The organism is Vibrio sp. LB10LO1 (genome assembly GCF_010092875.1).
In the GTDB taxonomy this organism is placed as follows: domain Bacteria; phylum Pseudomonadota; class Gammaproteobacteria; order Enterobacterales; family Vibrionaceae; genus Vibrio; species Vibrio campbellii.
In genome coordinates this window covers 62,506-87,327 of sequence record NZ_JAADJW010000005.1, presented here as the reverse complement: position 1 = coordinate 87,327, position 24,822 = coordinate 62,506, and the positions used below count along the sequence as shown (strand labels likewise).

Here is a 24,822-nt window from a genome sequence, read left to right as displayed (position 1 = left end):
TGCGCCAAGGTTACTTCCACCCTTGACGCCATTTTTGTGAGTCTTTTAAGTCGTGCCAATCCAACTCTCGTTCTCGCTTCGTCATGACCGCTTCAATAACGCACCTCACTACGTTGCCTTCTTCATCAAACTCCATTTCTGAAATGATGAAATGCTTTTCTTTGTTTACTGGCTCTGCTGCTGTCCATTTGCTTTGCAGTAGCTTTTTAGGGTGAACTCGATTCATAACACTCTGCCATTCATCAGAAAAAGTTTGCTTTTCATACGTATAAACTCGCAAATGCAATCACATTTAATGTTGGAAAGTTTTTCTTCAATATCGTGTTTTTTCCAATTGGTTTGATCTGTTTTACTGACACTTCCTGTTACTTTGAGTCATGCACACAAACACAACACATCAAAAGAATGATTATGAATAAAACAACTCTTTTACTTGCTTCCGTAGCACTGACGCTTTCCGGCGTGGCTCAAGCCGATAAGCTGGAAGATATTCAAAAATCAGGCACGTTACGTGTCGGAACCACGGGCGACTACAAGCCGTTTTCTTACTACGATGGCAAGACCTACTCTGGCTATGATATTGATGTCGCTAAGCACGTAGCAGCAGAACTAGGCGTAGAGCTAGAAATCGTTCGTACCAGTTGGAAAGCGCTGCTTACCGATCTAAACCAAGACAAGTACGACATCGCCATGGGAGGCATTACTCGCAAGATGCAACGCCAACTGAATGCAGAGCAAACACAAGGCTACATGACATTTGGTAAGTGCTTCTTAGTCGCCAAAGGGAAAATCGAGCAATACAACACAATAGACAAAGTAAACCAAGCCTCTGTGCGTGTAGGCGTGAACATTGGCGGCACAAACGAAGCCTTCGCCGATGCTAATTTACAAAAGGCCAGCTTTACTCGTTTCGAAAACAACTTAGACGTACCGAAAGCCGTCGCAACAGGTAAAGTCGATGTGATGGTTACCGAAACGCCTGAAGGCCTGTTCTATCAAGTCACGGACGAGCGTTTAGAAGCGGCTCGCTGCGAAGACCCGTTCACCAAAGGTCAGTTTGGTTACCTTATCCCTAAAGGCGAACAGCGTTTGTTGAACACCGTGAACTTCATCATGGATGAAATGAAACTCAAAGGCATCGACGAACAATTTATGCACCATAACTCGCTCAAGTAGCGGACTAAAGCCTAGGAAAGAACGAGCAAAGCAGTATCAAACCGGAAGCTCAGCAGCTTTGTATGGATTACGTCCAGCAAGAGCTGAAAAGCGAGTAGAGTTAGCACGGCGTAGAAACAACAAAGGGGATATCACCATCCCCTTTTTCATCAGTTTGATTCGCCGAGAGCGATTACATCACGCACTTTTTTGCTGCTTGTGCTTTCTCAATGCCTTCTTCAATCAGAGATTTGGTTTCTTCGCTGCCAATGGATGACATTACTTTGTCCATCACCTTATCCACTGTCGATTCAGAAGACGCCTCCACCAAACAAGCGTACGCATTGGCAATGTGTTCTTTGGCTTCAATTAAGGCCTGCGGATCACTGAAATCCACATTCATTGCTTCTTCAACCGATGCCGCTAACTCCTCTGCTGATTCAGCAGCGTCACCAAATTGATCAAGGTTGAATGCGTCTTCTACCGATTCCATCTGCTCTTGGACCGTATCAATCGCTTTATTTGCGGCTTCTTGTGCTTGGTCAATGGCTTTGCTTGCGTCATCACAGCCGGCCAACGCCATTGCCAAAACCATTGTTGAGATTGTTTTTTTCATATTTGTTCTTCTAACAAGTGAATCGCTAATCATCACAATACGTGATTAGCCGAGAGATTTTAATTTAAGAGTTGTAAGAAGAGGAAACAGAATCGCTTTACAGCCCCACAAAACAAAGCCGCTCTAGAAAGCGGCTTTGATGTTTAATAAGACGTTATACGTATCAAGCAATCCTGCCGTGACTGATTGCCATCATGTCATCGTAGGTGCGCTGTAGCGCTTCAAATGTCCATTCGAAGTAAACACGACGCTCCATAAGTGGTGCAATTTGGTTAGCATCAAACGATTCGATGGTGAGATCGGAATATTCCACTTGAAGGCTATTGCCATCTGTTCCCCAATCTTCGTATTCGCGATTGCCAATGAGATCATAAAGGTTATTGCTCAAGAAGCTGTAGACCACTAGGAATGATTGTACAGTGTCTTCGGAGAAGTTAAGCATGCTCGCAATCTGCGCCACGTCATACGACTGCTCCTTATCACCTTGGTCAATATCAAGCCTTACTAACTGTGTTTCCCACGTTGCCATTTCACCGAAGGAATCAAAGACATGTTGATTCAAAGCTTCAAAGACCTGAAAAAACTCCTGGATCATTGAGATATATTTATCAGACATAATGTCCCTTATTGTATTTAGTTAACGGACGATATTCGCCGCCGTGTTATTGCTCACCTAGCCAGTGATGGTTAAAAGTTAGACTAAAAGTTGCAGCATTACATACTGTACGTGTCATTTTGTTGTAATTTTTGAGTGATTAGTCAACTATTAGCGTTGGTTCGTCGATTCCCATATAGTCACAAAGCTCTCGCTTAATTCGATGAAAATCTTGAATTGAGACAAAGCAATCGGCGTAATCTGTCTTACCTTTTATACCAATATGAATCGACGTAAACGCTTGAATGGTCGAGGTAACTTCAATGGTTTCATTCGCTAATGAGAACGTCACTACATGATCCATATTTAAGTAACGACCTGATTCGATTTTTAATGCTTTCGCCATCGTTGGGTCCTAATTTATCGAGATAAATTGATGTTGGGAGCAGCACTTTTAAATGAAGAGAGAAAAAGGTGCTTCATAGCAATGAGTATGCTGCTCAATTGACGTGAGCCTATCATAAGCACTCGCCTTCAAAATTAGATGTAAGACGCACTTTCACTCGGATTTACTTATAGATAAAACAGTTACAAAAAATCTGACTGCAAATTGACCAACAAAGAGAGACAAGATGTTGTTGGCCTTAAAAAAGAAAAGAGCCACTCTCTTGAATGGCTCTATCTCTCTACGTTAAAGGCTTTTTAATTTAGCGCAGCGCTCGGCCTTAAACCAACTTATAGCTTGGGCGCAGCTTCAAATTGCTTAAGGTCATCAGTAATCTCATTCCACGGTGCTTTAGAGCCCACAAAAATATGAAAGCTGGGTTTGTCACAAGGGGTATCATCAAGGATGCCTAGACGAATATTCACTAAACCGTTGTTCTTCTTCGAGTAAAGGCTAGAGCCGCAGTGACGGCAGAATGAGAGTTCGGTATTGGCGCTCTTCTGATAGGTTTGGATGTGTTCCGCGCCCTCAATCACAATCAGTTTATCCAATGCAATGCCACCCGCTGACGAGTAATCGGATCCGGTAAATTTGCAGCATTCAGAGCAATGACAATTGCCCATGTATTTGAATTCATCCGCCACTTCGAGTTTTACCTTGCCACATAGACATGAGCCTTTGAGTACTTCCATTTTTTAGTCCTTCTCTTATTGGAATGACGACAACCATGCCAGTCCAATAAGACGAAATAAAGATAAGTAAATCAGGTTTGCAAAAATGGAACGAAAAATTGAGAGTCAACAGACAGATACAAGAAAGCCGAGCGTAATGCTCAGCTTTGGTCAGCCTTGCTCTTTAACGTATCACTGGCAAATTCTTCCATGTTCTATCATGAAGTAGTTCACAACCACGCTCGGTTATGACGATGTTTTCTTCATGAACCATCATTTTCCCCAGAGCAAACGCCATTCCCGGCTCCAGTGTGAGTACCATACCCGGTTTCAATATGACGTCACCGTCTGGAACATGAGAAGGCCATTCTGTCAGTTGCATTCCAAGCCCATGCCCCATGCGTCCGACATCATTACCTAATGCACCGTTTTTCTCGAGCACAGACCACATTGCTTGCCAAATATCACCTGTGGTTCGCCCCGGCTCTGCTATTTTTAGCCCCGCTTCGGTAGCTTGATAGACCGAATCGTACGCCAGCTGAGTCTCTTCATCCATTTGACCAAAGGCATAGTTTCTGTCGAAGTCACTGAAATACCCATCATAGTTTGCACCGGTATCAATAATCAGTAAGTCTCCCTCCGTTAGCACCCTATCACTCGGCCCCATAATGATGCTGTCATAGCCGCCAGTTCCCGATCCAGATATTAAATAAGGGCAACTGTCAGCTCCCAACCGCAGCATTTCTATATGCATTGCTTTACACGCTTCACGCTCGGTCATTCCTATTGCGAGACGATGCTTCAAAAACTCAAACCCCGCAGCAGTCACCTGACAAGCAAAACGAATCTTGTCGATTTCAGCTTTCGATTTAATGCTGCGAATATCACGAACAATCAAAGAGACATCAACAACATCATGTTGACTTAACTTACTTTGTAGCAATTGAAAGTTTTGAGCAGGCATACGCAAGTGCGTTTCTGGACCAATCATTGCGCCAATGTTACGTGAGCACGTACTCACCTCTGCTAACGTCGCTGCCAATAGAGAAATGCCATCATCTTCTGGTCGAGGCGACGGCCAGGTTCTTACATCATCTATCCATCTATCTTCAAGGCCTGACGCGCCGATCTCCGGAACCACGGCAATAGGTTTACCAGTACTCGGGACAACGAGAAACCATGGTCGCGTAGGGCTCTCCCAAAACTGAGATTTAAAACCACTGAAATAGCGAAATTCCGGTTCCGTTGTAAAGAAAGCGGCGTCAATTTGCTGCTCTCTCATGCGCTTTTGCAACTCATAAGTACGCTGTTCAAATTCCGCTTTTTCAAAGCCCCTTGGTGGTGCAATTAAAGGTAATGTACTCACTTTTAATCCTTTTTAGTGCGCTAAACACGGCGTTAGTTAAACAAAATGTCTCTTGGTAACAAGGCGATCTCAGGGAAGAAAATCAGCAACGCAGACATCAAGATTAGGATGAGAAAGAAAGGTAACGTGCCACGTATGACTTCCATATACGGCTTTTCAAAGATGGCAATGGCGGTAAAGATATCGCAACCGAAAGGAGGGGTAGCGGAGCCAATTGCCATTTGTAGCGTCACCATAACACCCACCAAAATGGGGTCGATTCCTGCGGCATTGACGATAGGCATAAATATCGGTGTGAGTATCAGTAACACCACAAGCGAATCGACAAACATACAGCCCACAAAGAAAGTTAACGCGATGATAAACAGGATGTATTCTGGTGACGCATTGTCCAGTTCAAGAGGTGCAAGTAATTCTTGAGGTATTTGTTCGAATGAGATGTACCATGAAAAAGCTTGCCCAATACCAACCAAAACAAACACAACCGCAGTAATCAGCCCTGTATTTAAAGCCGCATCACAAATGTCTTTGACGCCCAGTTTTCGGTATAAAAGGCATTCAACAATAATGGCATACAGCACCGCAAACGAGGCGGCTTCTGTTGGCGTGACAATACCAGAATAGATACCGCCAATAATCAACGCAGGGAAACCAAGAGGCAAAATCGCTTGTTTAATCGCGAGCAGCTTTTCCGCTTTGCTGGCTTTCTCTACCAAGGTAAGGCTGTCACTGTGTTGTACGCTGTAGGCATAGCTATACAGTGAAAACAGCCCTGCCAAAACTAACCCCGGGCCAATACCGGCGATAAACAATTCACCAACACTGGCATTGGCGAGGGTGCCATAAAGGATCAGACCAATACTTGGTGGGATTAAGAACGCAATGTCGCTTGCATTGATGATCAGCGCCATCACGAAGCTGTCTTTGTACCCTGCTTGCAACAGCTTAGGTCGCATGATTTGTCCAACAGATACAACGGTAGCTTGAGTCGAGCCTGAGACTGAGCCAAACAAGGTACAACTAATGCAAGTTGTGATCGGAAGACCGCCGCGCAGATGCCCAACAAAAGCCTGAATTAATCCCAGCAAATTGTATGCAGTGTGCCCTCTGGTCATGATGTCCGCAGCCAAGATGAACATCGGAACCGCAATCAAAGCGTTTGGCGAAATGCCAGTAACCATCTGCTGAATGACGACACCGGGTTCCACCTGAGAAAAGTGGATGAGACCAATTAAAGCTCCCACTGCTAGAGGAACGATCATAGGAAAACTGAGAAACAGCAGGATAACCATCACCGTGACTAAGGTGAAGGTCATGACATAAATATCCGGCTCTCCAGCAATGATGTCAGAGATAAACTGTGTCACGCTACTCATTCGAATTCACCTTTGGTTTTATTTTTCGTTTCAATAACATCGAAGGACACGTAGATCTCTTGGTGTAGCAAGTTCATGATAAAACTCATTGAATATTGCAAACCGGCAATCGCAAATCCGATAGGAATGATTGAGTACACCCAATAAACTGGAAACTGCAATGCAGGACTAAGTCGGTTGATAGATTTAAGCTCTTCAACATAGAGCAAACCTTGGTACGCTAGATAGAACATAAGAAGCGCAGTGCACAACGCGATCATTGTGGTGAGGATTTTTTGAGCACGAAAACTTAGCGAGTCATAGACTGCTGTCATTCGTATGTTGCGACCTTGCCTTACCGCGTAAGCGAAACCCACAAAGGTCACCGTCACAATCAAAAACTGATTGAGCTCTTCAGAAAAAAATAGACTTTTATTAAAAGCATAACGGCCAATCGCATTAGCCGTAGAATTCGCCATCATGGCAAGAATGGCTATCATGATAAGAAAGCGTTCCAGCTTTTCCGTCACAACACTCATTTTATGTAACAGATCTTTCATCGCTCGCTGAGCTCCATACGTCCTTGAGCATTACCACCCTTTCTACCCTGATTGATAGGCAGAAAAGAGGGTTATCCGTTTCACTTACTCAAACGGATAACCGTTACCTTATAAAGCGTTATTGCGTTTTAGATGCCACACGCACTTCATCTAAGATATTTTCAAGAATGACTTTTGCTCCTTGGCGAGCTTCAGCCTGCTGGTCTGTCGGATAAGCATTCGCGACAACATCAAAATAGGTATCATGAAGCTGCTCACTCAGCACTTTAAAGCGCTCTCTTTCTTCTTCAGATAGAATCACCACTTCAAGATCTGGGCGCTCTTTAAGGATCTTCTCCATGTTTTCTTTGTTGATGCGAATTTGGTAATCGTAGGCAGCCTGATCTGCGGCTTTGATCGCTTTATCAACCATGGCTTGCTTCTCCTTAGACAAGCCGTTGTACCACTTGCTGTTGGTCGATACGGTACTCACATAAGGCTGCTGCCCTGGGAACATCAAATAGTCCTGAACTTCATGCCATTTCGCGTTGTATATGAAGTAGATTGGGTTGACCATGCTATCAATCGTTTTCAGTTGAAGAGAGCCATAAACTTCTCCCCAAGACAGTGGCGTTGGGGTTGCTCCAAAGGCTTTATAGGTTTCAACAGGAATGGTTGAAGTGAACGTTCGGATCTTCTGATTGGCAAAATCCTCTGGCGTACGGATCGGTTTGTTGCCTCCCCAAACCATCTCGCCTTCAGACATCATGGACAGCAATTTTAGGTTCACACTCTCAAACTTAGGAGCAAGTTGGTTATAAATCGTCGGGCTTTCCGTTAAGACTTGATGCGTGATTTTCTCATCCGTCCCCAGCACATAGGGTAAGCTCACAGCTTGTACTTCAGGCACGTAAGACCCCAAATGCCCAGCCCCAACTGAAACAAACTGGATGGTACCTTTCGCGGCAAGCTCGACTATGTCGTTTTCCGTACCCAACTGCCCGTAGTAATAAATACGAACACGAATGTCACCATCCGACTCTTTCTTGATCACCTCGGCAAACTTCTGAGCGTAAATATCTTGAACGTCAGTTTTGTCCTCTTCTGAAGCAAACTTCCATGTTTCGGCATGAACACCAAACACAACACCTAAGCTTAAAATTGCCGCGCTTAATTTTTTCATCCTTTTCTTCCTTTTCCTTCCAAGTGATACGCAAAATGAAACCCCTCATTTTCGCGCTTATCTTGAACTCACAGAGGACGACCACTTTTCAAAACCTCCGCCAGTCATTCTCCTTACGATGGGTTCAATCGATTTCTAACCAATTGAATCCAGTAACTCGTACCGAATTTCAAAATCCGATCGTTAAAATCGTATTTAGGGTTGTGCAATGCACATCCACCAACAGAATCAACGCCATTACCGAGCAACACATAACAGCCCGGCTTAACACGTAACATGCTGGAGAAGTCTTCCGAGATGGTTATCGGGTCACAGTCGCCATCAACGTTGTCAATTCCCAACACTTGCTGCGCAGTCGACACTGCATAAGCGGTTTGTTCATGGCTGTTGATGGTCGGATAAAATGTATTGATGAATTCAAACGTGTAATCCGCACCTGCCGCTTGGCAAAGCCCTGCCACAATTTGTTCCATGCGCGTTCGGATAGTATCTAGGCTGCGCTCGGTAAAGCAGCGACAGTCTCCTTTAATGGTCACCGTTGTAGGGATAACATTCACCGTGCCGTCGGTGATAAATTCCGTTGCGGATACCACCGCAGAGTCATGAATTGCGCTTAAGCTTCGCGAAACAATGGTTTGCAGCCCCAAAATAACCTGTGCACCGACCACAAGAGGATCTATCCCTTGGTGTGGTAGAGCGGCATGCCCACCGACACCTTTAATCACAATTTCAAAGCTTGTCTCACTCGCCATCAATGAACCGGGCCTGACCATCAACTTCCCTTCCGCTAGTCCCGGAAAGTTGTGAAGGCCATAGACTTCATCGATGGAGAATCGCTCAAACAACCCATCGTCAATCATGGCTTGCGCCCCTTTTCCATGCTCTTCATCGGGTTGAAATATGAAGTAAACGGTCCCGTCAAATTCACCGTATTCGGCAAGATAGCAAGCGGCACCAAGCAGCATGGCAGAATGTCCATCGTGGCCACAGGCGTGCATCTTCCCATCATGCTGAGAGCAGTAAGAAAAGGTATTTTTCTCATGTACATGAAGCGCATCCATATCGGCTCGAAGACCAATGCTGGCCTCACTTTGTCCGTTGCGCAGTATCCCAACTAAGCCGGTTTTTCCTATATTCCGCACAACTTCAATACCAAAGCTTTGTAACTTGTTTGCGATAAAGTCTGCGGTCATATCGACATCAAACCCGCATTCAGGGAATCGATGTAGATGTTGACGCCACTCCATCATGTTCTGAATCAATTCAGAGGAGAGCTGGTTAGGGTCGATAGGCGTAGATGAATGCATAACAGAAAATCCCTTAAAATCAGTTTTAAAAGCGAAGTAATTAAAGGTTGAGTGGCAAGTGCTGCTCTAAAAGGAGACCAAAGCCTTCGATGTGCTTGGGGTAGTTAAGAAGTGCCAAAGCGTGCCAAGCCAGTACTTGATTACTGGATAACACTGGCTTGTTTATTGCAGCTTCAATATCGTGAATAACCGTGGTCGCTCGCAGCGCGGTACAAGAAATGAAAACGGCGTCAGCATCGGGATGACAAGCTTGTATTGCCGCATGAGCAATATCATTTGGCGAGATGAACGTCATCGCGGTGTCATCTTCAAAATCAAAGCCTACGATGTTCAGTACTTCGAGACCTACCGTAGAGAAAAAGGCGGCCACGTCTTGGTTTACTGCTTGCGTATAGGGCGTAACAATGGAGACGCGCTTTATGTTCAATCGTTCAAACGCAGCGAGAGCTGCAGTGACTGGGTTTGTCACTTTTGCATCAGGGTGATGTGCCTGAATAAGGTCGATGATGCGCTGTTCTCCGATCGCAATAGTGCCCGATGTACACGCATAGATAACCACATCTAGCGCTGTCCCAGGAAGAATCGTATCCGCCACCTCTTGGATTCCAGGCTCCATACGACGCAGATTCTCTATGGTTAGCGGATTGTAGTTGCGCACCCGACTGGTAAATGAAGCGACATCTTGTGGGAATAGTTGGCGTAAATCGTTCTCGATATTAAAGTCTGTCGCCAGCGAAATAACACCCACACGACCTGCACTCGCAAGATTATCCAGTTCATTCTGTAGCGCTACTGATCCCACTTCCATGCTCGCATCCTATCCATCAATATCTTGCTGAAACTTGACGTTTTGGTACTGCCAATTCGCCTTTCGTTTTGATTTATTATTGCTTTACATTTTGTTTACAAGATTAATAATGCCTTGGCGACAACAAGGAATTTCATCGAATGACTCCCATATTGTGCGGATTTCCTGCATTTTTGGTGAGCTATAGTGGTTTTCCTTTAATTAGTAAAAACAAGACATTCGCTCATGAGTGAGGTCACAATTCGGAGCCAGAGCATGATTAGCTCACCATATGGCTTCCATCCATTACAGGCAGAAAGGAATCGATCGTCATGACGTCAACGCCACCACTTTCCGTCGATAGTTTCGACCGAAAAATTCTCGACATTGTCCAGCATTCAAATAGAGCGACATCAGACACTATTGCTGATCAGGTTGGGCTATCGCCAGCAGCGGTTCAGCGTCGATTAAAGCGCATGAGAGCTCAAGGGGTAATACAAGCCGATATCTCTGTTGTTAACCCCAAGGCTGTAGGCCAAACCATGACTTTTGTTGTGCAAGTGACGTTGGAAAGAGAAAGAGTCGACTTGATGCACAATTTTAAGAAAGAGATGACCGCAAATCGTTCGGTACAACAGTGTTACTATGTGACTGGAAGTTCAGACTTTATTCTTATTGTCACTGCGGCAGACATGGAAGGTTATGACAAATTTACACGAGAAGCATTTTTCGACAATGCCAACATCAAAAGCTTTCAAACCAACGTGGTGATGGATAACGTGAAAGTGGGGCTTACAATCCCAATTGATGACCAATGACAAGAGCAGAAAAAGCAGTCAATGATGGATATAAAAACGGCGCTTCCTTGCAAGCGCCGTATAATGATTTCACCCATCAGATGGTTTGAAACAAACTCGGGGCTCATTTCACCAACTGTTGGTAGAGTTCAGGGTCCGTTGCCCCCTCTGTACCTATCACTAGTACTTTACTTTCTGCCCCCAAACCAAGTGCTTGTGAATAGCCACCATCTTGACGAGCGATTACTGCTGCCGCAAACCCCGGAACCGCAGACTCCCCTGCTTCGATACGATTCTCTCCATGGGCCAAAAATCGCATAGCCTGAGGAATGGCATCTTCACTCAACGTCATAAAGTCATCGGCACCATTATGAAGAATACTCCACGCTAAGGTAGAGACTTCGCCACAAGCCAAACCGGCCATCAAGGTCTCTAAATCGCCTTCAACCACTACAGGGTTACCAGCTTGCGCGCTTTTCTGCAGGCAATTGGCTTGCTCCGGTTCGACAATAATAAACCTTGGGCGGTGCGCTCCCCAAAGATCCCAGAAGTATCCGCAAACCGCAGAGGCTAACCCGCCGACGCCACCTTGCACGAACACATGAGTTGGAATATCCCCATCAAGTTGCTCGACAATTTCAGACAGCATCACAGTGTAGCCAAGCGCGACATCTTTAGGGATCTCCATGTAACCTTCATAAGAAGTGTCAGAGACAATCACACGATCATGAACTTTGGCTTCACTATCAGCCAAACGTACCGATTCATCATAGTTACCGGAAATTCTAACAACTTGTGCACCGAAGGCTTCCATGGCCTGTTTACGACCCTCGGAAACATCTTTGTGAATATAAATGACGCACCCGCAGCCAAACATTTGCGCTCCCCATGCGACAGAGCGTCCATGATTTCCATCGGTGGCGCAGCTCACCACGATTTCGGCAGCTTCAGACTTCCACTCACCTTGTAGCAACGCTTGTATCGTCGGCTTCTTACCATAACGCTGCATAATCACATCTTGTAATTGACGAGCTACGGCATACGCACCGCCTAATGCTTTAAAACTTTTAAGACCAAATCTTTGTGATTCATCCTTATACCAAAAGCACGAAACCCCGATCTGATCCGCAACTGAGTTTAATGAATGTAAGGGCGTGGCCACATAACCCGGCCATTGAGAAATACTGTCGATCGCTAGTCGTGCGTCTTCTAGATTAAGAATCTCTCTTTGTTCGTCAGAATACGTAAGACTAGAGCGCGATAAGGGATTGGAGAAGTGGCTCAGTTTACCCGTCAATAACTGCATAGATGCTCGTCCTTAAATTGTTCTTATATTCAACTTCATACGGCGATGCGATATGAAATTGCCAACCATTAAAGTTTAACGAGCTTAGATGCAGCTTAAATGCCTTGTGCTAGGGTAAAACGCGGTTTTCGATGATTAACTTGATACAGAGTGAGGAAAATCCGCACAAGGGCTTTCTTTTATTGGATACAAAAAATCCACCGTATTAATTCAATACGATGGATTCCATTGTTACTTTCTATTAAAGAATTGATGTGCGGAGAGATTTAGAACACGCAGTGCTTAGCAAAGCCTGTTGCTTCGTTTGCCGTCCATTCACCTTTTGGTTTTTCTTTTAGGTCTTCACACCACTGTTCGCTACCGATGCCATCTTGCAGAACACAATGCTTCGCGAAATCAACTGCGTTGTCTGTTGTCCATTCTGTCTTTGGCTTTTCACGCATGTCTTTACACCAAGCTTCTGTACCTACTTCGTCAGAACATGCTGTTAGCGCTGTTGCCGCTAGCAGTAGCATTACCAGTTTTTTCATAAATTCAGGTTCCACTTTCAATTGATGAATGAACTATACCCAAAATATCACTGCTCGTGTTAAGCCAACGACAATTTGTCGACTCTCGCTCCGTAAAGGAGGCAAAATTCAGCAAATACAATCTAACTGCATCGATAAGTCAGTGAATGTGAGTAATGAAGTTTAAAGACGACGAGCTTGAGTCAGTGCTCGAAGATTCGCAGAACCTGTACCAAAGCACGCTAAACGCAGCTCTAATGCCATTTGTTCAAAGTGCTCGACGATAGATTCTGTGCTGATTGTTGCGGCTTTTAGCACCGCTCCGGCTTGTCCAACAAGATTGGCGCCAAGATGTACCGCTTTCGCAGCTTCTAAGCCGTTATACACGCCACCAGATGCAATTAAAGGTAAGTCAGGGTATTGGCCGCGAATTTGCTCTAAGCACTTAGCCGTTGGAATGCCCCAATCACGGAACAATTCAGCTGCGCGCTGCATTTTATTGTCTGTCTGACAGTAACCCTCAACTGCAGACCAACTTGTACCACCAGCGCCCGCGACATCAATCGCATCCACGCCCGCTTCGACGAGTTGTTTAGCCACCACGCCACTGATGCCAAAGCCGACCTCTTTGATGATCATCGGTACATCGACGCGCTGTTTTAGTTGCTCAATCGATTTAAGTACACCAATCCAATCATGATCACCATTCTGCTGAAAGGCTTCTTGCATCGGGTTGAGATGCACGAATAAAGCGTCTGCTTGGATAAAATCCACCGCACGCTGAGCATTATCGAATCGCTGTTTGTCCCTCAATTGAGCGGCACCCAAGTTGGAATACAAAGGCACGCCTTTAGCGAGATCACGAATGGTTTTGCCCAAACCTGAGTGAAGGCTGTCTTCTAGACTCACTCGCTGCGAGCCAACCCCCATCGCAATGCCCATTTCACTCGCCGCTTCTGCCAAACGGCAGTTGATGATCTCTGCATCTTTTGCGCCGCCAGTCATTGAACTGATCAAAAATGGCAGTGCCAATGAGTGACCAAGGAACTCACTCGAAAGATCGATGGCGTTAAAGTCACATTCAGGCAATGCGCAATGCTCGAATTCGACAGACTCAAAGCCCGCCGTTTTGCTTTTCATGTTCATGTCATGATGTAAAACAGCGTCTAGATGTAAGTCTTTGCGATTAGATTGCGGAGCCATAATGTCACCCTAAAGTAAAACAGTCGCGCAGTATTGCGATCCTTGTCATTGCCGTCAATGCGAAAATTCGGAAATTGAACAATTTATTTACCGAATCGAGCCTTGTGTGCTCTCGCTTTATGACTAAGAAAGCATATCGAAGCACTGCGTTTAAAACACTGCGCCTCACTGCTCTATTAAGCTTGGGTAACGATTAACAATGTTGCCACTCCGATGTACCAAGAGTGGCAGTTCTACACTTCGTTTGAGCTATTGAGTCTCGACCGATTGAATAAGCGCCACCACCGTGCTGGTTATAGGTGGCGTGAACTGGTCTGGATCATCACAGAATTGAATTCTGCCTTTCTCTTCAACATGGAAAAGCGGAATCACCAGATTGTCTTTGTGGTGCTCAAGGTAATCTTGGTAGGTAAAACTCTCACTTAGCTTGGTGTGTTTGATTTCTGCACCTTGGCTCAACAAACTGGCCATTTGGGCGTAACTAACATTGCCACCCATCAGCAGTTTGCCGTGATACTCTTCCGCAACCGAGTGTTTTTCACTGCCGTTGGTTTTGTTTTTCTGCAGACAATGTACTTTATCTTCGCCAAACTCGCCGACAAACTGCATACAAGCCATGATGTTGAAATGTTGGTCTGGCGTCAGTGCCACCACTTGACCGATACCAATTAGGTTCAAGTTGTCATCGGCGTGGCTAGAAATCGGATTGCCGTAGTAATGGTCCAAGCCCAACATGCGAACTTGGCTAATGTAGTCCCAGTTCGAATCGGTGAGCAGAACTTTGCGATCGTATCTCGCCAGCGCTTTACCTATCTCTTGCGCCACTCGGTTTGCGCCAATCAATAGGAAGCCTCTTGGCGCCGGCTCAGCAACTCCCAACGCTTTCGCAACAGGCCGAGCCGTCGCACTTTGCAGCACTACCGTGCCGATGATCACCATGAAGGTCATTGGCACCAACAGCATAGCTTCTGAAATACCGTATTCTGTTAGCTTGATAGCAAACAGAGACGAGATGGACGCGGCCACGATACCGCGCGGCGCAACCCATGAGAGGAACAGCTTATCTTTGAAGGTTAAGTTACTACGAATGGTTGAAACGAAAATTGAAAGTGGACGTGAAACCAACTGCATGAAAACAAACAGCAACACCGCACCGCTACCAAGCGCAGCGAAATCATCCAGACTGATGCGTGCCGCTAGGAAGATGAACAATCCAGTGATCAACAAGATGGTTAAGTGCTCTTTGAAGTGGAGGATCTGCTGAATGTTGATGCCCTTAGCGTTCGCTAACCACATCCCCATCACGGTGACCGTCAGTAGGCCCGCTTCCGATTCCATCTGATTAGATATCGAGAACACACCGAGTACCACCATCAATACCGCAAACGGCTGAAGGTACTCCGGCAACCAAGCTCTACGCAAAATGGTGGCCACAGCAGCACCAGACAAAGCACCAATAATCAAACCTACCGCAATGATAGTAGCAAACACTTCAACGCTATTAACCGCATTGTGCGAAACAATAAACTCGTACACCATCACCACAAACAGCGTACCTAACGGGTCAATGAGTATGCCTTCCCAACGCAGAATATTGGCCAGTTTTGAGGTTGGCCGCACGGTTCGCAGCAACGGCACAATCACCGTTGGACCAGTAACCACGGTTAAACTGGCGAACAAGATTGAGAGCTCCCAAGTAAAATTAAGAAAGTAGTGCGTTGCCACACTGGTGGCCACCCAAGAAATGATTGCACCGACAGAGACGATGCTCCAAACAGAGCCACTTACGCCGCGAATCTCTTTAAAATTCAGGGTTAAGCTGCCCTCAAACAGAATCACTGCCACCGCGAGGGAAACTAAGGGGAAAAGTAAGTCCCCAAGAATCTCGTCTGGGTTGAGCCATTGCAGGATCGGGCCAACAATGATGCCCGCTAACAGTAAGAAGAGAATGGCAGGCAAGCGCATTCGCCACGCTAACCACTGACAACCTAAACCTATTACCCCAACCGCCGACAGCACCAGCGCTTCGTTGCCCACTTGCATTTATCATCACCTAATTTGTTATTGTTCTGGTGAGCTTTCACCCAAAACCGATTAACTCTATAAAAAAGATTAGTTTAGTGTGGATGCTCCGCCAGTTTTCGTTCAAATATGCGACTTTCTCTCAAATTTCTTGTTCAGTGTTGTATATCCCGTTAGCTTGTCACACAGTGAACTAAGCTTAGCTAAGTTGCTCAAAGTTAAGGATTCTCAAACAACGGATAGGGAGTGCAGCAGTTGTTTATCTCATTAGCGGTTATCTTGGCGATTTTCGCCATGCTCATCACGTTGAAAGCTGTCAGTCGAATATCGAGGCTAGAGGACGAAGTGTCTCAGCTTCATAAAGAGCTGGCAGAGCTTCGTGCGCGTTGGTTTGAGAAAGGCGCATCGCCGACTTTTAAACCTGAGCAACACGATGATCCTCAGTCACAACATGTTCCAACGCCAACTGAACACGCTACACAACCTAATAAACCAGCACCAGCACCGGAGTCTGAGTCGGAAGTTGCGCCTCTAGCAGCGAAACAAGCGCCACAGCCAATTGTTGAACCGAGCCTCCCTTCAGCCGATGAAGTCCATATCGGTGAGCTGGCGCAGAGCAGTGAGTCCGTGTTCGAGAAACAAACCAATAAACTGCTGACCAACATCCAAGAAAACTGGTTGGTTTGGGTTGGTGCGCTCGCCATGTTGATTGGTGGCGGTTACCTCGTACAAGTGATTGGCAGCCACATTGAGTTCTCTCCAATCATGCGCGTGACCATCGCATTCTCCATCTCTCTTGCTACCGTGATAGCAGGTGAATGGTTCCACCGCCGTGAACAAAAATCCCCAGACCGAGCAGAACGAGCGAAAGGCTTTACCTACGTCCCTGCTGCCATTACCGGGACAGGGTTAACTGGCATCTACTGCACGGTGATTTTTGCGTTTGTCTTCTATCAACTCTTATCACCCGGTGCATCACTGGTTATCTTGGCGGGCGCGGCATTTTCGAGCTTAGCGCTTTCTCTGCGCCAAGGGCCTTTGATGGCCGTGCTCGGCTTAATCGGTGGTTACTCAGCACCACTTTGGATTGGCGGTGCAGAGCCCAACTATTACTTACTCGCGGGCTACATCACTGCAATTTCAGTTGCCGCAACACTACTGATGCAAAAGATCCGACACGCTTGGATTTCACCATCGATTACCGTGCCGCATATTTTGTGGATGCTGTTACTGATTGAGAGCATGCCGATAGAGCAACTTTTCTCATGGCTTGCGATCTTCCTATCACTCAGTTTATACCTGCTGTTTGCGGTGCCAAGAATGGGTTGGATGCTCAAACCGCGTTACCGTCATTGCCAAGGCAGATGGACACATCCACCGACAGGTATTGCTCTCGCGATGACATTATTAGTGCTGTCGGCATTAGCTCGCATGTCTAGCGTTGATACCGCTGAGATGATTTACTTCTATGCCTTCTTTACTGCCATGATTTGGCTACCCGCCATTCGTAAAACTTGGTCATTAAGAGTCTATTTACCATCGATATTGGTTCCTTCTACCGCAATCATGCTGCTTTCTATTGCGCTTGAATCTATCTACATGGCTGAAGGACAAACGCCAGTACTGCTCGCGCTCGGCATTAGTATTGTTTTGATTGCACTGAGAACATTATTCCAGACACTCGGAGGAGATCGCTCTCAACTAACGGGCATCCTCTTCCTTGTGCTCACCCCTGCAATGACTTTGATTACCCTGCTCTACAACTACGAGTTCATGAGCCGTCATGTTTTAGGTTGGACACTCTTCACCGCTGCAGTTGCGGTTTACTACGCCTTACTTGGACAAAGGTTCAAAGCGTTGGCACTGGAATGCTCTGCAATCATGCATGCCATTATTGCCGGAACGGCTTTCGTTTGGCTGAATGACACATGGCTCACGACAGCTATTTCGATTCAAGTGGCGGTTATGGCGTTGCAGACTCAAGCCAATGTTTTCCGCCCAGCGAGTTGGGCAGTCAAAGTCGCCATGGGCATCTTAGTCGTACGTCTAACGCTGTTTCCGTTTATTCCAGAGTGGCAGCCTGTTAATGCGGGACACTGGGCTTGGGTGCTGATCAGTTACCTGCCGTCGTTAGCGATTCTTGCTTACGCTCGCACTGTGTTACATCGCTCAGATACAGAACTCGCCAATTGGTTTGAAGGGGCGTTTTTACACGTGTTCTTGATGGCGGTGTTCACCCAAACCAACTACTGGCTGACGGGACAATACGGCTACCTTGGCTACATCGATTTCACTTCGGCGATTGTGTTTGCTAACCAAGCATTAGTGATGGGGTTGGTTTACAGCTATCGCAGCCAGTTTGCTCAGCAACTAGAACGCGTTTATCAAGCATACAGCTATCTACTTTGGGGCGCTTTTGTTGTGCTGATGATGCTGCTCAATAGCCTTGAATCGCCGTTGGTGGTCAATAATGTTTCCGCGGAATCCATGCCTGTGTTCAACATGCTGTCTCTTGGCTGGCTGCTGCCTGCGGTTGTCTTGCTAGTAACCACTTATAAGCGTTGGAACACATTGCAGATCCCACGTCCTGTTGTTGCCAGCTTTGGTCTTATCTTAGCGGCCGTTTGGCTAGGTATGTCGATTCGCCAGTTCTGGCAACCTATCTCTATGACGCTAGCTCAGCCAACTGGCATGGCAGAGCTGTTTACTTACTCGATTGCTGGTTTGATTGTCGGAGGCTTGCTGACTTGGGTTGGCGCAACACGCAAAGCAATGACGATTCAGCGCATTGGTTTAGCCGTGTTGGCGTGCGTCGCACTTAAGGTGTTCTTGTGGGATGTTCGCTCATTGGATGGCTTCTGGCGTGCGATCAGTTTCTTGGGCCTAGGGGCATCACTGATTGGATTAGGATGGTTATTTCAAAAACTCCATCGCTCGGTCGCAGAGCCTGCCGAGCACGCGGAATAGGGTTTGAGCTTAGAAAGAGATTCCCGACGTCGCTCCTTCGTCGCTCTCGAGAATGACCCAGAAGAGTATTGAGCGGTTGACGAATTCTAAGGCGGAATGCGTGACTGACGAAGTTCATAGAACTCAATATCCAAAGATCGTCATTCCAGAACTGAGGAACGAAGTGTCTGGAATCTCTCTTTTAATCGCGAACTAGAAAGGTGATTCCCAACTCTTTTCTGGGTTACGCAACCACCGATGAATTGAGAAGGGAATCTTGGAGTGTTCTTAACGCGCTATTTCAACTGGGTCTATTTCAAATAAAGAGTTATTTCAACAGCGCCACAACAGTATGACGACGAACATTCGCTTGTGCATTCAGTGCTTGGAATGTCGAGCTAAACTGACCAGAAGTAGCCATAAAGCCATCGAGTTTCGCATTGACACCAGCAGCACTTAACTGCTTGGATTGGCTCTGCACAGTACGCATTTGCGAGTTCAACTCACCGTGAAACGCTTTGGCTTCTTCCAAGCTGGTTTGCACCTGCCTTATGTGCTGATTCACTTTGGCGATGGTTTGCTTAATGCCATCACGAGAGCCTAAATCAAAGCTCAACTCAGCGATGCCATCCGGTTCTGATTTTAGGTTCAGAACATTCGCTTGCCCTGCAGGAAAACGATGACCTTCACCCGTCACTAGCACCTTTTGCTGCATTTGTTGATATGCCGTATCGCGCGCTTCAAACAAAATGGTGCCGTCTTCTGCCAGTGACGCTCGCATGCCCATCGCAATCAAACTGCGGTCGAGCATTTTCACGGTGCGCGCACCATCGGCTTGACCATCAAATTGGATCATCACCGATTGGCCTTGCGGAAAGTCTAAGCGGATTTGCTCGGCTTTCTCACTCAAACGTTGCACGTTCAAACCGGGGATGGAGAAACGGCGAATATCCGCTTTATCCAGTTTGAGGCGCAGTTCGTTATCAATCACTTTCTGACTGTCAAAGCGTGCCTGTTCAACCACTTGCTGAATCGACGCTTTAGAACGTACTAACCCTTCTTGTAGACCGGGAACATTCTGCACGCCTTGGTTGACAGCTTGGGTCAAACCTCGCTTGATTTGAGTCAGCTCTTTACCGATCACTTGCAACGATTTAGAAGCGATTTGCACTGCAGTTGCTTGTTGCTGACCTTGAGTAAGCTGAATGCCAGAAACGGAATAGGCTGACGCGGTGTCAGCCTGAACTTGCGTAGGACGCGGTTTAATCGCACTGCTCGAATCCGCTGAGCGGGTTGGCATGATAGAGGCTTGTTCTTGCCCACCTAAGCGTATGCTATGGGGTCTTACCTCTACTGTGCTCATCACCATATAAAACTTCCTTAAATACGAGCAAACAGGTTGAGATCGTTGATCTTCACGTAGCTAGCTTGCGTTGCTTGTAACGCCGCCATGTAGTTGCTCAAACGTACTGACGCCTCACCGTAATCCAATGCCGATAAGTCACTGGTCACCTTATCAACGAACAACTTGTTTTCGCCGTGCGCGCTGTCCATTAGGTCGAGGTTGTTATGGCGACCACCAATTTCTGTCATCGCCCCCAGTACGTTCGCCAAGGTATCATCAATGGCAGATAAGCTAGCGTCTACTTCCGCTTGAAAATTCGGACTCGGGTTCTCAAATTCTGCAATCAAAGCATCGATTTGGTTCAATACGTTATCGCCACCACCAAGTTCCAGAATCTCTTTTGCCGTCATGTTAGAATCCATGGTCACGCCCTTCGCGACGGTGACCACACGCTTATCGCTGTTGCCATCAACTTGGTACGCACCGCCTACATTGCTCACCGCCGGCGTGTCCGTCTGAGTGCCAGAAAACAGGTAGTGGCCTTCTTCATCTTGCGCGTTGAATGAGGATTCAATCGAATCACGGTAGCTTTTAAGCTCGATGATCATGCCACTACGATCTTCATCGGTTAATGTACCGTTCGCGCCCCAAAGCACCAAATCACGCACACTCTTCAAGCTCTCGTTGACCGAATCCAAATGGGTTTCTTGAGCAGAAAGTGTGGTTTTCAGATTGGCGATATTACTCTGGTACTGGCCGATCGCGCTGTTTTCACGTTCAAGGTTCAGCAGCTTTATCGACGCCATAGGATCGTCAGAAAGCTTGGTTAGTCGGTCACCCGTGGCCATTTGTTGAAGAACATGCCCCAAACCTGCGTTGTTGGTTTGCAGGCTTTGCAGCATCATTTGGCTAAATTGACTGTCACTGATTCGCATCTCGGGTTCCTTTTAGAATAACTGCAATACAGAGTCGAAAAGCTGGTTAGCGGTGCTAATGACTTTCATGTTGGCGTTGTGTGCGTTAGCAAATGTCATCAGATTCGCCGCTTCTTCATCGCTGTTCACCGCACTGACGTTGTCGCGCGCGGCATGCGCTTGTTTGTTCATTGCCGCTTTAGCTTCATAATCCGCTTCCGCTTGGCGTGCTTTGATCGCCGTTTCACCAACCATTGCGGTGAACGCATCGTTTAAGCTCAGCGAGCCATAGCCAGTGACTGAAACCGGCTTATTACTCAGTTGAATCAAGTCATTCAACACATCTGCATTGCCCGGAGTGCCATCGCTGGAGAACGCTAATTCCTCCGCACTGATATCAGTAATGGTTAGGCTTGCTGCTGGGTTTGCCGGATCGTAACTAAACAATGGCTTGCCCGGATTACCGTTGAGATCTTGCCCTGTCGCCAGCACAGCGTTGTATTCATCCGCCAATGCTTTTGCCATGTCATCCAAAGCGACTTGGTTTGACTTAAGCACATCGGTTTGATAATCGTTAATCGCACCCAACTTACCGCCTACCGAGTGGTCAATGACAAAGCTTTGCGAGGCGAAATCGACACTCAAATCCGCAAGATATGGGTCGCTTGGGTCTGGCTTCGCTGTCAGCTGACCATAATCCGAACCCATAACCAAAGGCTGACCAGAAGCGAGTGTCACCTGCATGCTGCCGTCTGGTTGATCGGTAGTTTTGATTTCAACGATTTGAGAAAGCTCGCCAATCAGCACATCGCGAGTGTCCATCAACTGTGCTGGGTTACCGCCTGTGCCTTGCATTTCGACAATCTGCTTGTTCACATCCGCAATGTTCGCCATCAAGCTATTGGCATGGTTCAACGCCGCAGTGCGCTGATCACTCATGTCTTTATGCTGATTGTGAAGGGACTCAGTTAACGTATTGAAACGACGCGCCAACGCTTCTGATTCATTAATGATCTGCTGACGGTATGGGATTGATTCTGGTTTTACTGTGGCATCATTAAGCGCAGCATTAAGGGAATCTAACCCCGCAGAAACACTAAATCCATCCGCGCCAAGCGTGTTCTCAAGCTGGCTCATAGCGGTGGTATAACCTGCCGAATAAGCCGCTAAACTGTTGGTGGACCACGTTTGCTTCACCAAGAACTGGTCTGTGACACGACGAATGCTCGTCACTTCAACACCCATGCCTGGGCTTAGCTTGTTGTACTTACCGTCGCCTACGGATGCGGTTAGCGCTTGTTGGCGGCTGTATCCGGGCGTATTGATGTTTGCCACGTTTTGCGCGGTCACATCCAACGCCACACGGTTCGCGTTTAAGCCTGAAAGGGCGATATTAACAAGGTTCATTTACAGCTCCATTTTCCTGATCAGCGGCTGAGTAAATGCGGTCGTCATTCCGGCTTCACCGAGCACTTGTTTAACAGAGGCGACCGCTTGCAGCGTGGGATTAACTGCATCGCTCTTCATCGCGATTTCATCGTTTTCAAGTTGTGATGCGCGTTCAAGGCTGACCACTTTTCCATCGTTCGCCGGAGAGACATTTCGTGATTGGTCGAACGCCACTTCTCGCATTGAAGGGCTAAGTTGCTGGATCAACATATTGGCGATACCGGAGTTCTGTTGTTTCGCCAACTCCATCGCCAATTGTCCATCGTACATATCGCGAAACACGCCTTGTTGTTGGCTAGCAAACGGGCTGTCTTTGTCGGCCAATACATCACTGCTGCTTCGCATTTGGCGTAGCACCATTTGTAGGAACATCGCCTCGAATTGACCCGCAACCACTTCAAGAGCGCCTTCTTGATCGCGGCTTTTCTTGATGCTCGCTAGGGCGCTGTTGTCGTGATACAGCATGGTATTGAGTTGTGCTTGATCGCCGCTCGTATCTAACTTCATCGCTAACTCCTTAAATCACCACTAGCTCAGCATTCAGCGCGCCCGCTTCGTTCAATGCTTGCAGAATCGACATCAGATCCGTTGGCGTTGCGCCTAAACTGTTTACAGCATTGACGATGGTGTTCAGTTCCGTACCCGGAGGCCAAATCACCATTTGCGCTTGCTCTTCGTTTACTTCGATTTGGGTTTGATCCACGACTTTGGTTTCACCATCAGCAAACGCGTTCGGTTGGCTGACTTGTTGAGATTCAGAGATTCGAACAGTCAAGTTGCCGTGGCTTACTGCCGCTTCACCAACCTTAACGTTCTTACCAATCACCACCGTACCCGTACGTGAGTTGAAGACGATTCGAGCTGGTTTACGGCCTTCTTCTACGCTCATTTCTTCCAACATCGACATCATGGTGACACGCTGTTGGGTGTCCATTGGTGCACGCATTTCTACTCGCGCTTTGTTGATCGCTTTCGCTACGTTTGGACCAAAAGTATTGTTGATTTCACGGGCGATGTTTTTCGCCGTTGTGAAGCTTGGTTTACGCAAGTTCAGAGTAATTTCATCGCGTTGGTTAAAGTCGGTTTCGATTTCTCGCTCTAGCGTTGCTCCGTTTGGAATGCGACCTGCGGTTGGTGTGTTTACTTCTACCTTAGAGCCGCTTCTGCCTTCGGCTGACAGACCGCCAACAACCACGCTACCTTGAGCAATGGCATACACTTCACCATCGATACCGCGCAACGGCGTAAGCAGTAACGTACCGCCGCGCAAACTTTTCGCATCACCGATAGAGGAAACTACTACGTCCAGTGTTTGACCCGGTCCCGCCATTGGGTCAACGGATGCGGTAACGCTCACTGACGCCACGTTACGTAATTTCGGATTCATGCTGTCGTCAATTTGAACACCAAATTGGCGCAGCATGTTGGTAATCGATTGAGCGGTGAATTTCACTTGGTTACGGTCGCCTTGACCGGCCAAGCCCACCACTAAACCGTAACCGACTAATTGGTTTTCTCGGATGCCCTGTACATCCACCAAGTCCATGATCGGAATTTCCACTTCGGCTTGTGAAGTGGCAGGAAGTCCCAAGGTCAGAGCCAATAGGAAAGAAGTAAAGAATGCGTTGATTGGCTTCATTAGAATGGTACCCATGGGCTGTTGAAGAACTGAGTCAGCCACCCGGCTGCGTTGCTGTCGGCTAATGCGCCACGACCAGCGTAGGTAATGCGAGCATCCGCAATACGTTGAGAAGACACTTGGTTGCTGCGGTTGATATCATCAACACGCACAATACCTGTTAGGCGAATAAACTCGTCGCCTTGGTTGAGTCGGAGCCACTTTTCACCGCTAATGCGAAGTACACCATTTGGCAGTACCTCATGCACAGTCACGGTGATCGCGCCTTGTAACTTGTTGCCTTGCGAGCTAGATGCGCTGCCATCGAAATTACGACTGCCATCAATACTCACGCCCAACTCATCGATGGTTTTGGTGCCAATAGTTGGCGTAGCAAAGTCAACGGTAGAGCTTTTACCAAACTGAGTGCCCGCTTTCTTGCTCGACTCGGTCTCTTCAGAAAGCTGCACAGTCAAGACATCGCCCACTCGGTAAGCGCGACGGTCTTGGAATAACGTCATAGTGTATTGGTGACGATAAAGGCTGCCGGATTTGGCTTCTGGCAAGGTGTAATCCAGCACTGGCGGCGCGTATTCCTCTGTGTTTGGCTCAGGTGGAATAAACTCCTGACGCCCTGCACATCCCACCAGCAACACGACGGCAACTGCCCAACTCTTCGAAAGCCATTTCATTG

At 47.0% G+C, this 24,822-nt stretch carries 24 protein-coding genes; 3 read left to right on the top strand and 21 right to left on the bottom strand.

Features of this window, described 5'->3' with window-relative positions; genetic code table 11:
- Positions 1-10 precede the first annotated feature (10 nt).
- Complete coding sequence (locus tag GXP65_RS05280) at positions 11-226, bottom strand: TIGR02450 family Trp-rich protein (protein WP_005432373.1); 216 nt, start codon at positions 224-226, stop codon at positions 11-13.
- Between the two features lie 185 nt (positions 227-411).
- On the opposite strand from GXP65_RS05280, the gene GXP65_RS05275 reads away from it, so the two are divergent.
- Positions 412-1,176: a transporter substrate-binding domain-containing protein gene (locus tag GXP65_RS05275; RefSeq protein WP_162092232.1), complete on the top strand. Its 765-nt coding sequence runs from the start codon at positions 412-414 to the stop codon at positions 1,174-1,176.
- Between the two features lie 172 nt (positions 1,177-1,348).
- Here the strand turns inward: GXP65_RS05275 and GXP65_RS05270 are convergent, their stop codons facing one another.
- From GXP65_RS05270 to GXP65_RS05225, 10 genes are all read right to left on the bottom strand, one after another.
- Positions 1,349-1,771: a hypothetical protein gene (locus GXP65_RS05270; RefSeq protein ID WP_162092231.1), complete on the bottom strand. Its 423-nt coding sequence runs from the start codon at positions 1,769-1,771 to the stop codon at positions 1,349-1,351.
- A gap of 163 nt (positions 1,772-1,934) precedes the next feature.
- Positions 1,935-2,387: a hypothetical protein gene (locus GXP65_RS05265; protein WP_005432382.1), complete on the bottom strand. Its 453-nt coding sequence runs from the start codon at positions 2,385-2,387 to the stop codon at positions 1,935-1,937.
- Positions 2,388-2,526: 139 nt separating this feature from the next.
- On the bottom strand, positions 2,527-2,772 hold the full coding sequence (locus GXP65_RS05260) for a hypothetical protein (RefSeq protein WP_162092230.1): 246 nt from the start codon (positions 2,770-2,772) through the stop codon (positions 2,527-2,529).
- 329 nt (positions 2,773-3,101) lie between these two features.
- Positions 3,102-3,503, bottom strand: a complete 402-nt coding sequence (locus GXP65_RS05255; RefSeq protein WP_162092229.1) for a GFA family protein — start codon at positions 3,501-3,503, stop codon at positions 3,102-3,104.
- A gap of 163 nt (positions 3,504-3,666) precedes the next feature.
- On the bottom strand, positions 3,667-4,848 hold the full coding sequence (locus tag GXP65_RS05250; protein WP_162092228.1) for a Xaa-Pro peptidase family protein: 1,182 nt from the start codon (positions 4,846-4,848) through the stop codon (positions 3,667-3,669).
- Positions 4,849-4,880: 32 nt separating this feature from the next.
- A complete protein-coding gene (locus GXP65_RS05245; RefSeq protein ID WP_162092227.1) occupies positions 4,881-6,224 on the bottom strand; it encodes a TRAP transporter large permease in 1,344 nt (447 codons plus the stop codon).
- The gene (locus GXP65_RS05240; protein ID WP_045370783.1) at positions 6,221-6,763 is read right to left on the bottom strand and encodes a TRAP transporter small permease; all 543 of its coding nucleotides are present in this window, start codon (positions 6,761-6,763) and stop codon (positions 6,221-6,223) included. The genes GXP65_RS05245 and GXP65_RS05240 overlap by 4 nt, the downstream gene beginning before the upstream one ends.
- Before the next feature lie 118 nt (positions 6,764-6,881).
- Positions 6,882-7,925, bottom strand: coding sequence for a TRAP transporter substrate-binding protein DctP (gene dctP, locus GXP65_RS05235; protein ID WP_045376052.1), 1,044 nt, complete (start codon positions 7,923-7,925; stop codon positions 6,882-6,884).
- Positions 7,926-8,038: 113 nt separating this feature from the next.
- The gene (locus tag GXP65_RS05230; protein WP_162092226.1) at positions 8,039-9,232 is read right to left on the bottom strand and encodes a M20 aminoacylase family protein; all 1,194 of its coding nucleotides are present in this window, start codon (positions 9,230-9,232) and stop codon (positions 8,039-8,041) included.
- A 40-nt stretch (positions 9,233-9,272) separates the two neighbouring features.
- The gene (locus GXP65_RS05225) at positions 9,273-10,040 is read right to left on the bottom strand and encodes an aspartate/glutamate racemase family protein (RefSeq protein ID WP_162092225.1); all 768 of its coding nucleotides are present in this window, start codon (positions 10,038-10,040) and stop codon (positions 9,273-9,275) included.
- A gap of 311 nt (positions 10,041-10,351) precedes the next feature.
- Here GXP65_RS05225 and GXP65_RS05220 point away from each other — a divergent pair, with 311 nt between their 5' ends.
- A complete protein-coding gene (locus GXP65_RS05220) occupies positions 10,352-10,837 on the top strand; it encodes an Lrp/AsnC family transcriptional regulator (RefSeq protein WP_011999216.1) in 486 nt (161 codons plus the stop codon).
- Positions 10,838-10,940: 103 nt separating this feature from the next.
- On the opposite strand, the gene GXP65_RS05215 is transcribed toward GXP65_RS05220, so the two are convergent.
- The 4 genes from GXP65_RS05215 to GXP65_RS05200 form a co-directional block, all read right to left on the bottom strand.
- Positions 10,941-12,122: a diaminopropionate ammonia-lyase gene (locus GXP65_RS05215; protein ID WP_162092224.1), complete on the bottom strand. Its 1,182-nt coding sequence runs from the start codon at positions 12,120-12,122 to the stop codon at positions 10,941-10,943.
- 266 nt (positions 12,123-12,388) lie between these two features.
- Positions 12,389-12,652 (bottom strand): DUF3012 domain-containing protein, encoded by a 264-nt coding sequence (locus tag GXP65_RS05210; protein ID WP_005432388.1) that lies wholly within the window; start codon positions 12,650-12,652, stop codon positions 12,389-12,391.
- 162 nt (positions 12,653-12,814) lie between these two features.
- Entirely contained in the window at positions 12,815-13,834 is a 1,020-nt protein-coding gene (gene fni, locus GXP65_RS05205; protein WP_162092223.1) for a type 2 isopentenyl-diphosphate Delta-isomerase, read from the bottom strand.
- Between the two features lie 249 nt (positions 13,835-14,083).
- Positions 14,084-15,877, bottom strand: coding sequence for a sodium:proton antiporter (locus GXP65_RS05200; RefSeq protein ID WP_162092222.1), 1,794 nt, complete (start codon positions 15,875-15,877; stop codon positions 14,084-14,086).
- Between the two features lie 225 nt (positions 15,878-16,102).
- On the opposite strand from GXP65_RS05200, the gene GXP65_RS05195 reads away from it, so the two are divergent.
- Positions 16,103-18,823: a DUF2339 domain-containing protein gene (locus GXP65_RS05195; protein ID WP_162092221.1), complete on the top strand. Its 2,721-nt coding sequence runs from the start codon at positions 16,103-16,105 to the stop codon at positions 18,821-18,823.
- Positions 18,824-19,130: 307 nt separating this feature from the next.
- On the opposite strand, the gene GXP65_RS05190 is transcribed toward GXP65_RS05195, so the two are convergent.
- The 6 genes from GXP65_RS05190 to flgH are packed head-to-tail and all read right to left on the bottom strand — an operon-like array spanning position 19,131 to position 24,820.
- Positions 19,131-20,171, bottom strand: a complete 1,041-nt coding sequence (locus GXP65_RS05190; protein ID WP_162092220.1) for a flagellin — start codon at positions 20,169-20,171, stop codon at positions 19,131-19,133.
- 11 nt (positions 20,172-20,182) lie between these two features.
- Positions 20,183-21,082, bottom strand: a complete 900-nt coding sequence (gene flgL, locus GXP65_RS05185) for a flagellar hook-associated protein FlgL (protein ID WP_162092219.1) — start codon at positions 21,080-21,082, stop codon at positions 20,183-20,185.
- Between the two features lie 12 nt (positions 21,083-21,094).
- On the bottom strand, positions 21,095-22,468 hold the full coding sequence (flgK, locus tag GXP65_RS05180) for a flagellar hook-associated protein FlgK (RefSeq protein WP_162092218.1): 1,374 nt from the start codon (positions 22,466-22,468) through the stop codon (positions 21,095-21,097).
- Positions 22,469-23,017: a rod-binding protein gene (locus GXP65_RS05175; RefSeq protein ID WP_162092217.1), complete on the bottom strand. Its 549-nt coding sequence runs from the start codon at positions 23,015-23,017 to the stop codon at positions 22,469-22,471.
- A 10-nt stretch (positions 23,018-23,027) separates the two neighbouring features.
- A complete protein-coding gene (locus GXP65_RS05170) occupies positions 23,028-24,149 on the bottom strand; it encodes a flagellar basal body P-ring protein FlgI (protein WP_038895878.1) in 1,122 nt (373 codons plus the stop codon).
- A complete protein-coding gene (flgH, locus tag GXP65_RS05165; protein WP_005435900.1) occupies positions 24,149-24,820 on the bottom strand; it encodes a flagellar basal body L-ring protein FlgH in 672 nt (223 codons plus the stop codon). The genes GXP65_RS05170 and flgH overlap by 1 nt, the downstream gene beginning before the upstream one ends.
- Between the last annotated feature and the right edge of the window lie 2 nt (positions 24,821-24,822).

What these genes read in the sequence shown, in the direction of transcription:
- GXP65_RS05265 (WP_005432382.1), bottom strand. Translation starts at nt 2,387, where the DNA reads ATGTCTGATAAATATATCTCAATGATCCAGGAGTTTTTTCAGGTCTTT.
- GXP65_RS05200 (WP_162092222.1), bottom strand. Translation starts at nt 15,877, where the DNA reads ATGCAAGTGGGCAACGAAGCGCTGGTGCTGTCGGCGGTTGGGGTAATA.
- GXP65_RS05255 (WP_162092229.1), bottom strand. Translation starts at nt 3,503, where the DNA reads ATGGAAGTACTCAAAGGCTCATGTCTATGTGGCAAGGTAAAACTCGAA.
- GXP65_RS05270 (WP_162092231.1), bottom strand. Translation starts at nt 1,771, where the DNA reads ATGAAAAAAACAATCTCAACAATGGTTTTGGCAATGGCGTTGGCCGGC.
- flgH (WP_005435900.1), bottom strand. Translation starts at nt 24,820, where the DNA reads ATGAAATGGCTTTCGAAGAGTTGGGCAGTTGCCGTCGTGTTGCTGGTG.
- GXP65_RS05215 (WP_162092224.1), bottom strand. Translation starts at nt 12,122, where the DNA reads ATGCAGTTATTGACGGGTAAACTGAGCCACTTCTCCAATCCCTTATCG.
- flgL (WP_162092219.1), bottom strand. Translation starts at nt 21,082, where the DNA reads ATGCGAATCAGTGACAGTCAATTTAGCCAAATGATGCTGCAAAGCCTG.
- GXP65_RS05190 (WP_162092220.1), bottom strand. Translation starts at nt 20,171, where the DNA reads ATGGTGATGAGCACAGTAGAGGTAAGACCCCATAGCATACGCTTAGGT.
- GXP65_RS05170 (WP_038895878.1), bottom strand. Translation starts at nt 24,149, where the DNA reads ATGAAGCCAATCAACGCATTCTTTACTTCTTTCCTATTGGCTCTGACC.
- GXP65_RS05175 (WP_162092217.1), bottom strand. Translation starts at nt 23,017, where the DNA reads ATGAAGTTAGATACGAGCGGCGATCAAGCACAACTCAATACCATGCTG.
- fni (WP_162092223.1), bottom strand. Translation starts at nt 13,834, where the DNA reads ATGGCTCCGCAATCTAATCGCAAAGACTTACATCTAGACGCTGTTTTA.
- GXP65_RS05260 (WP_162092230.1), bottom strand. Translation starts at nt 2,772, where the DNA reads ATGGCGAAAGCATTAAAAATCGAATCAGGTCGTTACTTAAATATGGAT.
- GXP65_RS05245 (WP_162092227.1), bottom strand. Translation starts at nt 6,224, where the DNA reads ATGAGTAGCGTGACACAGTTTATCTCTGACATCATTGCTGGAGAGCCG.
- GXP65_RS05220 (WP_011999216.1), top strand. Translation starts at nt 10,352, where the DNA reads ATGACGTCAACGCCACCACTTTCCGTCGATAGTTTCGACCGAAAAATT.
- GXP65_RS05230 (WP_162092226.1), bottom strand. Translation starts at nt 9,232, where the DNA reads ATGCATTCATCTACGCCTATCGACCCTAACCAGCTCTCCTCTGAATTG.
- GXP65_RS05275 (WP_162092232.1), top strand. Translation starts at nt 412, where the DNA reads ATGAATAAAACAACTCTTTTACTTGCTTCCGTAGCACTGACGCTTTCC.
- GXP65_RS05280 (WP_005432373.1), bottom strand. Translation starts at nt 226, where the DNA reads ATGAATCGAGTTCACCCTAAAAAGCTACTGCAAAGCAAATGGACAGCA.
- flgK (WP_162092218.1), bottom strand. Translation starts at nt 22,468, where the DNA reads ATGAACCTTGTTAATATCGCCCTTTCAGGCTTAAACGCGAACCGTGTG.
- GXP65_RS05210 (WP_005432388.1), bottom strand. Translation starts at nt 12,652, where the DNA reads ATGAAAAAACTGGTAATGCTACTGCTAGCGGCAACAGCGCTAACAGCA.
- GXP65_RS05225 (WP_162092225.1), bottom strand. Translation starts at nt 10,040, where the DNA reads ATGGAAGTGGGATCAGTAGCGCTACAGAATGAACTGGATAATCTTGCG.
- GXP65_RS05240 (WP_045370783.1), bottom strand. Translation starts at nt 6,763, where the DNA reads ATGAAAGATCTGTTACATAAAATGAGTGTTGTGACGGAAAAGCTGGAA.
- dctP (WP_045376052.1), bottom strand. Translation starts at nt 7,925, where the DNA reads ATGAAAAAATTAAGCGCGGCAATTTTAAGCTTAGGTGTTGTGTTTGGT.